Source organism: Flagellimonas sp. 2504JD4-2 (assembly GCF_053642935.1).
Map to the genome: position 1 here is coordinate 364,351 of NZ_JBSIOV010000004.1, position 13,644 is coordinate 377,994.

The 13,644-nt window shown below is 40.4% G+C and carries 14 protein-coding genes; 7 read left to right on the forward strand and 7 right to left on the reverse strand.

The genetic code is table 11. The features are described 5' to 3' along the window. The first annotated feature begins 92 nt into the window (after positions 1-92). From tgt to ACULLH_RS16875, 5 genes are all read left to right on the forward strand, one after another. Positions 93-1,223 carry a tRNA guanosine(34) transglycosylase Tgt gene (tgt, locus tag ACULLH_RS16855; protein WP_454089924.1) on the forward strand — a complete coding sequence of 377 codons (1,131 nt, stop codon included), beginning with the start codon at positions 93-95 and terminating at the stop codon, positions 1,221-1,223. Next, positions 1,223-2,305: an LptF/LptG family permease gene (locus ACULLH_RS16860; protein WP_454089925.1), complete on the forward strand. Its 1,083-nt coding sequence runs from the start codon at positions 1,223-1,225 to the stop codon at positions 2,303-2,305. Before tgt ends, ACULLH_RS16860 begins: the two co-directional genes overlap by 1 nt. Before the next feature lie 88 nt (positions 2,306-2,393). Continuing rightward, complete coding sequence (locus tag ACULLH_RS16865) at positions 2,394-3,347, forward strand: acetyl-CoA carboxylase carboxyltransferase subunit alpha (RefSeq protein WP_454089926.1); 954 nt, start codon at positions 2,394-2,396, stop codon at positions 3,345-3,347. A 167-nt stretch (positions 3,348-3,514) separates the two neighbouring features. After that, positions 3,515-5,059 (forward strand): replicative DNA helicase, encoded by a 1,545-nt coding sequence (gene dnaB / locus ACULLH_RS16870; RefSeq protein ID WP_454089927.1) that lies wholly within the window; start codon positions 3,515-3,517, stop codon positions 5,057-5,059. Further along, entirely contained in the window at positions 5,031-6,353 is a 1,323-nt protein-coding gene (locus ACULLH_RS16875; protein WP_454089928.1) for an asparagine synthetase B, read from the forward strand. The genes dnaB and ACULLH_RS16875 overlap by 29 nt, the downstream gene beginning before the upstream one ends. Before the next feature lie 15 nt (positions 6,354-6,368). Here the strand turns inward: ACULLH_RS16875 and ACULLH_RS16880 are convergent, their stop codons facing one another. From ACULLH_RS16880 to ACULLH_RS16890, 3 genes are read right to left on the reverse strand one after another with little or no spacing between them, the layout of a single operon-like run. Continuing rightward, positions 6,369-6,788 (reverse strand): cupin domain-containing protein, encoded by a 420-nt coding sequence (locus ACULLH_RS16880; RefSeq protein ID WP_454089929.1) that lies wholly within the window; start codon positions 6,786-6,788, stop codon positions 6,369-6,371. A gap of 12 nt (positions 6,789-6,800) precedes the next feature. Then, positions 6,801-7,304 carry a cupin domain-containing protein gene (locus tag ACULLH_RS16885; protein WP_454089930.1) on the reverse strand — a complete coding sequence of 168 codons (504 nt, stop codon included), beginning with the start codon at positions 7,302-7,304 and terminating at the stop codon, positions 6,801-6,803. Then, the gene (locus ACULLH_RS16890; RefSeq protein ID WP_454089931.1) at positions 7,301-8,092 is read right to left on the reverse strand and encodes an HAD family hydrolase; all 792 of its coding nucleotides are present in this window, start codon (positions 8,090-8,092) and stop codon (positions 7,301-7,303) included. Before ACULLH_RS16890 ends, ACULLH_RS16885 begins: the two co-directional genes overlap by 4 nt. Positions 8,093-8,164: 72 nt before the next feature. Here ACULLH_RS16890 and ACULLH_RS16895 point away from each other — a divergent pair, with 72 nt between their 5' ends. Then, positions 8,165-8,587 (forward strand): secondary thiamine-phosphate synthase enzyme YjbQ, encoded by a 423-nt coding sequence (locus tag ACULLH_RS16895; protein ID WP_454089932.1) that lies wholly within the window; start codon positions 8,165-8,167, stop codon positions 8,585-8,587. A gap of 59 nt (positions 8,588-8,646) precedes the next feature. Here the strand turns inward: ACULLH_RS16895 and rplT are convergent, their stop codons facing one another. The 4 genes from rplT to thrS form a co-directional block, all read right to left on the reverse strand. Beyond that, the gene (gene rplT, locus ACULLH_RS16900; protein WP_073181708.1) at positions 8,647-8,991 is read right to left on the reverse strand and encodes a 50S ribosomal protein L20; all 345 of its coding nucleotides are present in this window, start codon (positions 8,989-8,991) and stop codon (positions 8,647-8,649) included. 148 nt (positions 8,992-9,139) lie between these two features. Further along, positions 9,140-9,337 (reverse strand): 50S ribosomal protein L35, encoded by a 198-nt coding sequence (gene rpmI, locus ACULLH_RS16905; protein ID WP_073181711.1) that lies wholly within the window; start codon positions 9,335-9,337, stop codon positions 9,140-9,142. Between the two features lie 53 nt (positions 9,338-9,390). Then, the gene (gene infC / locus ACULLH_RS16910; RefSeq protein WP_454089939.1) at positions 9,391-9,945 is read right to left on the reverse strand and encodes a translation initiation factor IF-3; all 555 of its coding nucleotides are present in this window, start codon (positions 9,943-9,945) and stop codon (positions 9,391-9,393) included. Positions 9,946-9,975: 30 nt separating this feature from the next. Beyond that, on the reverse strand, positions 9,976-11,916 hold the full coding sequence (thrS, locus tag ACULLH_RS16915; RefSeq protein ID WP_454089933.1) for a threonine--tRNA ligase: 1,941 nt from the start codon (positions 11,914-11,916) through the stop codon (positions 9,976-9,978). Positions 11,917-12,074: 158 nt separating this feature from the next. Between thrS and ACULLH_RS16920 the strand changes: the two genes are divergently transcribed. After that, positions 12,075-13,217 (forward strand): SGNH/GDSL hydrolase family protein, encoded by a 1,143-nt coding sequence (locus ACULLH_RS16920; protein WP_454089934.1) that lies wholly within the window; start codon positions 12,075-12,077, stop codon positions 13,215-13,217. Positions 13,218-13,644: the final 427 nt, after the last annotated feature.

A 13,644-nucleotide genomic window follows, 5' to 3' on the forward strand; every position in this document is an offset into this window, starting at 1 on the left:
GTTACGAAATGCTTTTTAACAGTTAAACTTTATTTTTTTGTTAAGGCTTTGTGGAATTGAGATGGCTATATTTGCGGTCTTAAATACTTGTATTGAAATTTACCTTACTTCAAAAAGATAAAGAGAGTAAAGCCCGTGCCGGGGAACTGACTACAGACCACGGTACCATACAGACACCTATTTTTATGCCGGTGGGCACGGTCGCATCGGTAAAGGGTGTACATCAGCGGGAATTGAAGGATGAGATAAACCCAGATATCATATTGGGGAATACCTATCATTTATACCTGAGGCCCGGTGTGGAGATTTTGGAGCAAGCAGGTGGATTGCACAAGTTTATGGGTTGGGACAGGAATATTTTGACTGATAGCGGTGGTTATCAGGTATATTCACTTTCCGGAAACAGAAAAATAAAGGAGGAGGGTGTAAATTTCAAGTCGCACATAGACGGTTCGCGTCACTTTTTTACTCCTGAAAATGTTATGGAGATTCAGCGAACCATTGGGGCCGATATTATTATGGCTTTTGATGAATGCACTCCATATCCATGCGATTACAATTACGCTAAGCGTTCCATGCATATGACCCATAGGTGGTTGGATAGATGTATCTCGCATTTGGAAAAACTTCCCTTTAAATATGGATATTCGCAAAGCTTTTTCCCCATTGTCCAAGGATCTACGTTCAAGGATTTAAGAAAACAGTCGGCGGAGTATATAGCTTCAGTGGAAGCAGAGGGCAATGCTATTGGTGGACTCTCAGTGGGTGAACCGGCGGAAGAAATGTACGAAATGGCCCAATTGGTATGCGATATTCTTCCAGAGGATAAACCTAGGTATTTGATGGGAGTGGGAACTCCTATAAATATATTGGAGAACATTGCCTTGGGTGTCGATATGTTCGACTGTGTAATGCCCACCAGAAATGCACGCAATGGAATGTTATTTACAGCCCACGGAACCATTAACATCAAAAACAAAAAATGGGAATCCGATTTTTCACCGATTGATGAAATGGGTATCACTTTTGTGGATACGGAGTATTCAAAAGCTTATTTGCGTCATCTTTTTGCCGCAAACGAATATTTGGGCAAGCAAATAGCCACCATACACAACCTTGGATTCTATCTTTGGTTGGTGCGTTCTGCCAGAGAACGTATTTTAGCAGGAGATTTCAGGGAATGGAAGACCAAAATGGTTCAACAAATGGATAAAAGACTGTAATGCTCACCATACTTGACAGGTATATTTTAAAACGATATTTGGTGACCTTTTTGGGAATGCTAATGCTTTTTGTTCCCATTGGTATTATGGCCAATTTGGCCGAAAAGGTGGGTAAGATTATCGATAATGAAGCTCCACTGGCGGAAGTCATTATGTTTTATGGCAATTTTACCTTGGTGATTGGAAACTTGCTGTTACCGATATTTTTATTCCTCTCCATCATATTTTTTACCTCTAAACTGGCGAGTAATACGGAGATTGTCGCCATTCTCAGTTCAGGGGTTTCTTATTGGCGATTTTTGAGGCCCTATATTATAGGTGCTACCTTGGTGGCGATACTTATCTTTTTAATGGGAATGTTCATTGTTCCCCATGCCAGTATTGGATATAACGAATTCGAATACAAATACTTTAAAAAAGGCCGACAGGTTCAGGTTACCGATAACATATTCAATCAGCTCAATGATAAAGATTATTTATATGTAAGTAGTTTTGATCCTAATCGGAAAAACGGTCGGAATTTCACCTATGAACATTTCAATGAGGATAAAAAATTGGAATGGAAAATTTCTGCAAGTAGCATTCGATGGATCGAAAAAGATAGCATCTACAGATTGACCAATTACGTAAAGAGGAAGCTTAGCAATGATGTTGAAATCATGGAGACAAAAAGAAGGTTGGATACTATTTTTGAATTCAAGATAGAAGACCTGACCCCGGTTTCATATGTGGCGGAGACGAAAAACTTATTTGAACTCAACGAGTTTATAGATGACCAAAAGAGTAAGGGAGCATCAAATATCAATGCCTATATTTTGGTGAAGTACAAAAGATGGGCCTTACCCATTGCTGCATTTATTCTGACCATAATTGCAGTTGCGGTTTCTTCGGTAAAACGTCGCGGAGGAATGGGGCTAAACCTCGCATTTGGTATTGGTGTGGCCTTTGTTTACATCTTTTTTGATAAGGTCTTCGGCACGCTGGCCGAACAATCTGGCTTTTCACCTTTGCTAGCAGTGGTAATCCCGAACTTGATCTTCGGGGTATTCGCTGTTTATATGTTGATGAAAGCCAAACGTTAATCCCAAATGCATTTTTAATTCATCAATTATTAGGAGTGTGCGGTAAAGTTTTATATTTGTCCCCACTATATTCTGAAATCAACATTACATGGAGTATCTCGATTTTGAACTTCCCATAAAAGAGCTAGAAGACCAATTGCAAAAATGTATGGTCATAGGTGAGGAAAGTGACGTTGACGTCAGTGAGACCTGCCAACAAATTGAAAAGAAACTTGAAGAGACCCGAAAGGATATCTATAAAAACCTTAGTGCTTGGCAACGGGTACAACTGTCTAGGCACCCCAACAGACCCTATACCATGGATTATATCACCGCAATATGCGGAGATAGTTTTTTGGAACTCCATGGGGATAGAAATGTTAAGGATGACAAAGCGATGATCGGTGGTCTTGGGAAAATAGGCGACCAGAGCTATATGTTCGTCGGGCAACAAAAGGGATACAATACAAAGACCAGACAATATCGAAATTTCGGTATGGCGAATCCAGAAGGGTATCGAAAGGCCCTTCGTTTGATGAAATCTGCCGAAAAATTTGGAATACCAGTAGTTTGCTTTATCGATACTCCGGGAGCGTATCCCGGAATTGAGGCTGAAGAACGGGGTCAAGGTGAGGCCATCGCCCGTAACATTTTGGAAATGACGCGACTTAAGGTGCCGATTATTGTTGTGATCATTGGTGAAGGAGCCTCAGGAGGTGCCTTGGGTATTGGCGTAGGAGATAAAGTGTTGATGTTGGAGAATACATGGTATTCTGTGATTTCCCCAGAATCATGTTCTTCCATCCTTTGGCGTAGTTGGGAGTTCAAAGAACAAGCTGCGGATGCCCTTAAACTTACGGCAACCGACATGAAAAAGCAGAAGTTGGTAGACGAGATTGTTCGTGAACCTTTGGGAGGGGCACACACCAACAGGGAAAAAACTTTTGATACCGTTAGGAATAAAATTTCGGCCCATTATGAGGAGCTCAAAAAGTTATCACCAAAAGAATTGGTGAAAACAAGAATGGAAAAGTATGCTTCAATGGGTGTCTTCAACGGGTAATTAGGGTTTCTCAGCGGTCATTCTTTTTTATTAGATTTTTTCTTCAAACATTTTCACGTTATTAACAATCTTTCTAAGTTTTCAACATTAACTTTGTTAATGACCTGTGAACATCCGAGGATGGAAATTTAAAGTTAACTAAAGGTTAATTACCTACATTCGCACTTATGGACAAGCCTAGCCCAATTATCGGTCACAAAGTGGACAAATCCGCTCTCATAAATTTGGAGAGAGGTAAAATTCCACCACAAGCTGTTGATTTAGAGGAAGTTGTGCTGGGAGCGATGATGATTGATAAAAAAGGTGTGGATGAAGTAATAGATATCTTACATCCAGATGTCTTTTATAAAGACGCCCATAGGTTTATCTATGAAGCCATCTTCAAATTGTTCGAATCTTCCGAACCGGTGGATTTATTAACCGTTTCGTCGCAATTGAAGAAAGAAGGAAGGTTGGAAGCCGTTGGAGGGGACTTTTACCTCATAAAATTGACCCAAAAAGTGGCTTCGTCGGCCCATATTGAGTTCCACGCGCGCATCATCCTTCAGAAATATATCCAACGGAGTCTTATCAAAATTTCAAGCGAAATCATTGAAGATGCCTACAGTGAATCTACGGATGTTTTTGATTTGTTGGATAGTGCCGAAGCCAAGTTATATGAAGTTACGCAAGGCAATCTAAAACGATCTGCTGAAACTGCGTTGGATTTGGTAATTCAGGCCAAAAAGAAAATTGAGGAAATTTCCAATAAAGAAGGTACAAGTGGAATTCCTTCGGGATTTGACAAGTTGGACAAGCTGACCTCGGGTTGGCAACCCAGTGACTTGGTTATTGTTGCCGCTCGACCTGGTATGGGTAAAACAGCCTTGACACTTTCCATGGCCAGAAATATTGCTGTAAATTCCGAAATCCCTGTGGCATTCTTTTCTTTGGAGATGTCATCGGTGCAGTTGATTACTCGATTGATTTCATCCGAAACAGGCTTGTCTTCTGAAAAATTACGTACAGGTCGTTTGGAAAAACACGAATGGGAACAATTGAATGTAAAAGTAAAGGCGTTGGAAAAAGCTCCTTTGTTCATAGATGATACTCCCTCTCTTTCCATTTTTGACTTACGTGCAAAAGCTAGAAGATTAGCATCCCAACATGGGATACAGTTGATTATTATCGATTATTTGCAGCTGATGACCGCCGGCGGAAGTCAAAAGGGAGGTAACCGTGAACAAGAGATTTCCACCATTTCAAGGAACTTAAAAGCATTGGCCAAAGAATTGAATGTTCCGGTAATTGCCTTATCACAGCTTTCCAGGGCGGTGGAGACCAGAGGGGGCAGTAAACGACCCATTCTTTCCGACTTGAGGGAATCTGGTGCTATTGAGCAAGATGCGGATATCGTTTCCTTTATCTATAGGCCAGAATACTATAAAATTGATGAGTGGGATGATGAGGAACGCACACCTACCCAAGGTCAGGCCGAATTTATTGTGGCCAAGCACCGTAATGGAGGATTAGATAATATTAGGTTAAAATTCGTGGGTGCTCTGGGTAAATTTGATAACTTGGATGACTTTGATTCCCCATTCGAATTCCAATCGAAGATGAATGCGGATGAAGAGAATCCCTTTGCACCTCCAAGCCTGCCTAGCGTAGATGAAGCTTTTGGTAGTGCAATGAACAGTGACGATGACCCGGATAATGACGTACCGTTCTAAATCAGTCTCATTTTTACCAACTCGAGCACTTTCGGGCTGGTTTTTCAGTATACTTTTATTCTTTATTTTCTCGCTCTCGGTCAAGGCTTCGGTGATTCTTATTCCGATGGATGCCGAAGGCCAAGAAAATCACTTAAAGGCCTACGGTATTACCTATTGGGTATTGACCAAGCAACAAAAGGTGCAGTGGTTGCTGAACTATAGAGGAGGTTCTTTTTTGCTACCTGATGGCGATTCCATTCGCAAGGAATGCCAAATTCGCGGAGTTTCCTTTGAAGTCTTATCGGATGCCCAAGCAGAATCCATTCTGGATGACATCAGCAGCCCGTCGCAAAACCAGGAAGCCGTAATATTGGAAAAGGCCCCAAAGATAGCGGTGTACTCCCCAAAGGGAAACCAGCCTTGGGATGATGCGGTTACAATGGTGTTGACCTATGCGGAAATTCCCTATATCACGATTTATGATGAGGAGGTGTTGGACAATAAACTGGCGCTTTACGATTGGTTGCACCTGCATCATGAGGATTTTACAGGTCAATATGGAAAATTTTATGGCGCTTATCGGGCTGCTCCCTGGTACATAGAAGCAAAGGCAGAAGCGGAAGCACTAGCACAAAAGCTGGGCTACAGTAAGGTATCGGAACAAAAGCGAGCGGTGGCCTTAAAAATCAGAAATTATGTGATTGGAGGTGGATTCATGTTCGCCATGTGCTCTGCCACCGATAGTTTTGATATTGCTTTGGCTGCGGAAGGTGTCGATATCTGTGAACCCATGTTTGACGGTGACCCTTCTGATGCCAATTATCAAGGCAGGTTGGATTATTCCAGAACGTTTGCATTTACCAATTTTATTTTGGAACGGAATCCCTTGCGATATGAATTTTCATCCATCGACATGACCAACAAACGGAGAAACGTGCCCAAAGAGTCTGATTATTTTTCCCTGATGGAATTCTCAGCCAAATGGGACCCTGTGCCAACCATGCTTACACAGAACCATACTGCACTGGTAAAAGGTTTTATGGGACAGACAACGGCATTCACCCGTAAAGAGGTTAAGCCGACAGTCATGGTGTTAGGCGAAAACAAGCTTAATGGAGAAGCACGATACATCCATGGAATAAAAGGGAAGGGCTTCTTCACTTTTTACGGAGGCCATGACCCAGAAGATTATCAGCATCGGGTAGGGGACCCCAAAACAGAATTGGAATTGCACCCTACCTCCCCTGGGTACCGTCTTATTCTAAATAATGTGCTATTCCCTGCAGCTCGGAAGAAAAAGCAAAAAACCTAAGTTTCACCGTAACTTCTAATCCTTTTTAATGGAAAGCGGAGTGTCTTCTGTCCCAGCATAGAATACAACGATTTCTACTGGTCTATTCTTTTCATTGACCCCATAATGCCAGGTATCGACAAGTTCCACGATGGGATCTCCCATTTTTAGCCTAAGAGTGTCATTATGTTCGCTTATCACGGTAAGTTCGCCCTTTAGAAGAACTCCGGCATTGATATTGGGATGCTTGTGCCACGATAGTTTTGTTTTTCCAGGGATGGTTACTTTGATTATCGTAATCTCAGGTTCATCGGATGGGTACATTGGCAAGGACTTCCCATTCCAACTCTTTGAGGTTTTTACAAGGGTGGTAAATTGGATGTTTTTTTGTTGAATGGATTTACAGGAACCCAATACCAAAGAAAAAGCACTTAACAGTAAAACTAAATCTCTCATGATAGAATGCGTTCACGATCTTGTGAACCTTTTAATGATTGCTTCGTACTGGGGAAACTTGTCCAAAAGTTCCGTTCTTTTCGGCAGGACGAAATCCGCAAAATCAAAACCCGGGGACACTGTGCAGCCAACGAAAGAATAACTATCGGGTTCAATGGTCTTGGCAGCAAACCAATAGCCTCCCGGCACAACAAATTGTGCAACTTGTCCGGCCGAAAAATCATTACCGATTACTTGCTCGGAATATTCCCCATTATCTGAAATCATATATATTTTCAATGGGGAACCGGCATAAAAATGCCAAATTTCATCTTGGATTATTTTGTGGAAGGCTGAAAAGGTATTTGATGTCAGCAAAAAATAAATGCAGGTAGCGTGGTTTCTGGCACCTTGATATGATAACGGCAACGCAGTTTGTTCAATGACCCCTGAACTTCTATAGGTCTCCTTAAAATATCCTCCTTCAGGATGAGGTTGCAGGTCAAATTTTTTGATTAGAAAATCTACCTCGTTCATAACAACTGTTCCAAGATTCGTTCTACCCCAAAATCATTATTATCCGATGTCTCAAACTTAGCCGCACTTTTCACATTGGGATGGGCATTTGCCATGGCAAAACTATAGTTGGATAGCTCCAGCATTTCCAAATCGTTGTTGTAATCGCCAAAAACCATTACTTCATCAGCAGAAATCCCATGACTTTGCATTAATTGTTCCAAGGCATAACCTTTATGGGCGTTTTTATGGGAAACATCCACCCAATTAGAGCCGGAGACCTTTACTTTTAAAGGACCTTCCAAATGTTTTACAGCTGGATAAATATGCTTCTCTGAATTTTCAAAATGATAAATAGCTACTTTCAAGACCTCGTCATTCACCGTCGTTTGATCTTCAACAGCTTCAAACTCCGTATAATATTCTGCGAGTAGCGTCAGAAAATCTTGAGAATTTCCGTTGGCATAGGCTTTGTCGTTGCAGCATAGCACCGGATGAACGTCTGGAACATCAGAAAGCGCAGAAAGTACTTTGTTCACATTAAAACGATCAATAGGTGTGGTAAGTAAAACACGATCTTTTTGCTGTGTGAAAGCCCCGTTTTCTGCAATGAAAATTACATCGTCTTTGATAGCTTTTAGCTTATCGACCATGCTATGGTACTGTCGACCACTGGCAGCAACAAACTTTATTTGTTTCTCCTGCATTGCTTCGAAAATTTCAAAGAATCGATCACTTACCTGATGGTTGGAGTTTAGTAAGGTTCCATCCATATCAGTAACCACCATTTTTATTCGTGAGAGGTCCATAGCGTAAATTAAAACCGCAAAGGTATGGCTTGAGGTTCAAATGAAGTAAACTTTGTATTAATTTCACGAAATATGAAATTTTATCAGAAAGAACTACGTCTTAACTCATATAACAGGGGTTTTCATTTGATTACAGACACCATTGTCAACGCCATTCCAGAATTAGAAAAGATCAAGATTGGAACTTTGCAGGTTTTTATAAAGCATACTTCGGCAGGACTGACCATTAATGAGAATGCCGACCCGACGGTACGGATTGATTTTGAAAGTCACTTTAATCAGATGGTACCTGAAAATGCTCCGTACTTTATCCATACTTACGAAGGTCCTGACGATATGCCGGCACATATAAAAGCTTCACTGCTGGGAAGTTCGGTTCAAATTCCAATCACAAATGGTAGATTAAATTTAGGTATTTGGCAAGGAATCTATCTGTGCGAGCATAGAGATAATGCTTCTGGAAGAAAATTGGTATTGACTGCTTTTGGAAACTGAACTAAATCAAAAAACCCGCTCATTTGAGCGGGTTTTTAATAAGCGGGGTAGGTTTATGTTTATTTTACTCTTTCTACGATGGCTTTAAAAGCATCTGGGTGGTTCATTGCCAAATCGGCCAAAACTTTTCTGTTAAGTTCGATACCGTTGGATTTTACTTTACCCATAAATTGGGAGTAAGACATTCCATGCATTCTTGCACCGGCATTGATACGGGTAATCCAAAGTGCACGGAAATTTCGCTTTTTGTTTCTTCTGTCGCGGTAGGCGTAAAGCATTGCTTTTTCTACCGCATTTTTGGCTACTGTCCAAACGTTTTTACGTCTTCCAAAGTAACCTTTGGCTTGCTTCATCACCTTTTTTCTTCTGGCTCTAGAAGCAACTGAATTTACTGATCTTGGCATAATGTTTAATTTTTTTGTAGCAGGCGGTTAAGAATTTTAAGTTTTAAATGTTGAATTGAAATTTTAAATACTTAAAACTTATGACTGAAAACTTAACACTTTTATAGGCCCGACTCCATGGTTAATAATTAATGTACCTGATGAACAATTATTTTAAACGCAATTGTTCTTTAATACTGTTGACATCTGACTCATGTACCAAAGTAGAGTGTGTCAACTTTAGCTTACGCTTTTTAGATTTTTTGGTCAAGATATGACTCTTAAAAGCGTGCTTTCTTTTGATTTTACCAGAACCCGTTAGCTTAAACCGCTTCTTGGCACTGGATTTTGTTTTCATTTTAGGCATTTTCTCCTATTTATATATTACACTGAATTAAATTCAGCATCCCGCTCTATTGTTTATTTTTTTGTCTTTGGAGCGATGAACATCGTCATTCGCTTTCCTTCCAACTTTGGCATTTGCTCTACTTTACCTAGCTCTTCGAGCTCCTGTGCCAAACGTAACAACAAAATTTCACCCTGGTCCTTATAAACTATTGATCTTCCTTTAAAGAAGACATAGGCTTTGAGCTTGGCACCATCTTTTAAGAACTTTTCAGCATGTCGCTTCTTAAATTCATAATCATGGTCGTCCGTTTGTGGACCAAAACGTATTTCTTTTACAACCACCTTGGTGGCTTTGGCCTTCATGGCCTTGTCTCGTTTCTTCTGCTCGTAAAGAAACTTTTTGTAATCAATAATCTTGCAAACCGGTGGATTTGCTTTTGGTGAAATCTCAACCAAATCCAGTTCCAGTTCGTTCGCCTTGGCCATTGCCTTGGCAATCGGATATATTCCTATCTCCACATTATCCCCAACAAGTCTTACCTCTGGGGCTGTAATTTTATCATTGATATTGTGAGGGTTTTTATTTTCCCTCCGAGGTTGGGGTCTAAATCTTCTTCGTATTGCTATGACGTATACTTTTTAATTAAACTAAATTTTTTAGAACGACTTTAAGGTACTATTTATTTCACTAGATACCAAGTCAGAAAACTCACTTAAGCTGACGCTTCCAAAATCTTCGCCCCCATGTCTTCTTACGGAAATGGTACCGGCGTCTTCTTCCTGCTCTCCAACTACGAGCATAAAGGGAATTTTTTTGAGCTCAGCCTCACGAATTTTCTTCCCTACCGTCTCATTCCTATTATCAATGAGCGCGCGAATTTCGTGATTTTCTAAAGAATTCAAAACTTTTTCAGCATATTTTTCATGTTTCTCACTGACCGGCAGTACTATAGCTTGGGTCGGAATCAACCATAATGGGAAGTTTCCACCTGTGTGCTCCAACAACAGCGCCACAAAGCGTTCCAAACTTCCGAAAGGAGCCCTATGTATCATAATTGGTCGGTGAAGCTCATTGTCACTGCCCTTATAAGTAAGGTCAAAACGTTCAGGTAAGTTGTAATCAACTTGAATTGTACCAAGCTGCCATTGTCTACCAAGAGCATCTTTGATCATAAAATCCAGCTTAGGGCCATAAAATGCGGCCTCCCCGCTTTCAATAACAAAATTAAGCCCTTTTTCTTCCGCTGCATTGATGATAGCTTGCTCCGCCTTTTCCCAATTCTCAACTTCTCCGATATATTTTTCAGGTTTTTCCAAGTCACGCACCGATACCTGCGCCGTAAAATCTGTAAATCCCAAAGAACTTAGAACGTAGAGCGATAAATCAATAACATTTTTAAATTCATCATTCAACTGATCGGGTGTACAGAAAATATGGGCATCGTCTTGGGTAAATCCCCTAACTCTGGTCAGTCCATGCAATTCTCCACTTTGCTCATATCGATATACAGTTCCAAACTCTGCATATCTTATAGGTAAATCCTTGTAACTAAAGGGGCTGCTATTGTATATTTCACAATGGTGTGGACAGTTCATTGGTTTCAACAAAAACTCTTCCTCATCCTTTGGTGTATGTATGGGTTGAAAACTATCCTCGCCATATTTCGCATAATGCCCAGAGGTTACATAAAGTTCCTTTTGGCCAATATGAGGTGTTACAACCATTTCATAACCCGCTTTTTTCTGGGCCTTTTTCAAAAATTGCTCCAAACGCTCCCGAAGTGCTGCACCTTTAGGAAGCCACAGAGGAAGCCCTTGTCCGACTTTCTGGGAAAAGGTGAACAACTCCAGTTCTTTCCCTAATTTTCTATGGTCCCTTTTCTTGGCTTCTTCCAAGAGCTCAAGATATTCCGTGAGTTCCTTTTGTTTTGGAAAGGAAATACCATAAACACGCGTCAACTGCTTATTGTTCTCATCACCTCTCCAATAGGCGCCGGCAACACTAAGAATCTTAACTGCTTTAATGATACCTGTATTGGGAATATGTCCCCCTCGACATAAATCGGTGAATGTACTGTGGTCGCAAAATGTTATAGTACCATCTTCAAGATTATCTATAAGTTCTACCTTATATTCATTGCCTTGGTCTTTATAATAGGAAAGTGCTTCCTCCTTGGAAACACTTCGCATTTTATAATCATGTTTTCCACGCGCAATTTCCAAAGCCTTCTTTTCGATGGCAGGAAAGTCCTTTTCTGAAATTGATTGCTCGCCAAAATCCACATCATAATAAAAACCATTTTCAATGGCAGGACCTATGGTCAATTTAATTCCAGGATATAATTCCTCCAGCGCCTGTGCAACTACGTGCGATGTGGAATGCCAAAAAGCTTTTTTTCCTTCCTTATTGTTCCAAGTGTACAATACCAAACTTCCATCCTCGGTTAGCGGGGTGGTACTTTCAACGGTAACATCATTGAATGAGGCAGAAATAACATTCCGCGCCAAACCTTCGCTGATCCCTTTGGCAACATCCATGGGTGTAACCCCATTATGATGTTCCTTGATGCTTCCATCTGGTAGTGTAATCTTAATCATTGTCTTTACATATGATAATAAGCGCACAAAGATAATATCTTGTAGTAAGGCACACAATATAGTTTAGAACGATTTATTTGGATTATAAAGATGGTCTGGATTAACAATATATATGGTAAAACTGAAATAATGTATTTTGGTAGGATAAACTAGATTGGATGTTATCAAAGGCCTTAATAAAAAAAATATTCCTATTACTGGCTTGTGTAGGAAGTGCCGCATATGGTTTTTCACAAGATGAAGAACTTAAGTGGTGGAACCCTTTAAGCGATGCTGCAGAACATTATTTGGAAGGGCAGGCTTGGCCTAAAGAGGTTGAAGGACCATATCATCGTCTTCCAAAAAGGGTTGCTAACAAACTGACGCATGGAGTCTATAATTTGGGAAAGCAATCTGCCGGACTGATGATAAGATTCAGGACGAATGCGCTCATGATTCATATTAAGTATCAAGTTGAAAACAAGCATAATTATGCATTTGAGCATATGCCGGCAACTGGGGTAAGTGGAGTTGACCTGTATACATTTGATAAATCTGGTAAAGAAATATGGTGTGCCGCGAGTCGCAAATTCTCGGATACTATCTCCTATGTTTATAAGAAACTAGGGATTTCGAAAACACTACGGGAATACAGACTGTATCTGCCATTGTATAGTGAAGTGACCCATTTGGAAATAGGTGTGGATTCAAATTCCGATTTTTCTCCCTTGCCCAAACGAAATATGAAGCCTATCGTGGTGTATGGTACATCCATCGCCCAGGGTGCCTGTGCTTCTAGGCCTGGAATGGCCTGGACGGCCCAATTGGGTAGAGATATGGACTTACCTTTAGTGAATCTTGGTTTTAGTGGCTCTGGTCGTTTGGAACGACCAATGATAGATTTAATGACTGAGATAGACGCCCAAGTGTATGTTTTGGACTGCATGCCAAACCTGACACCCATAACTTGGAAAAATCTTGGGATTGAAAATGACGCAATGTTTAAAGAACGAATAATCATGGCCGTTAAAGGACTGAGATCAAGAAGAGAAAGTACCCCTATATTAATGGTTGAACATGGAGGGTACTCCGATGAATACATAAGCCCTTCAAACAAGAATCGTTTTGAAAAAGTAAATAGGCTTCAAAAAGAAGCGTACATGCAATTGGTGCATGAAGGAGTTGAAAACCTTTATTACATGACCAAAGAGGAGATAGGTTTGCAGATTGACGATACGGTAGATGGTGTGCATCCAACTGACTTGGGAATGTTGCATTATGCAGAGGCTTATTCAAATAAACTTAGAAGTATTCTTAAATAGTTTATAAGGGCTTGATATCCTATAATCAGATTATTAGAAAGTTTGGCTTGGTATTAACTTCTCGAAAGCAGTAATTCAAAGATTTTTTATTTCCTCGAACCCTTGTAAAACAAGGTATTTATCGGGTATTCTTGGGTACCTAAAAAAAAACTTTGAAAAAAAATTGAGAATAGTTTGGTCAATAGAAAAAAAGGGTTCTATATTTGCACCCGCTTAGCTGATAGGGCTGGGTGTTTAGAGGGGGATATATAGGGCTTGATTTGGCCCGATTTTTTTCTCTTGGAAAGATTGAAGAAGTTCATTTACATATTGTATAGACAGCGTAAAAGAGAATAACAAGGAACCATTTTGATGTCAAGGACTTGGGTATTGTTTTAGGGAGTTGAATAGATATTTAACGATAGACAATGAAGAGTTTGATCCTGGC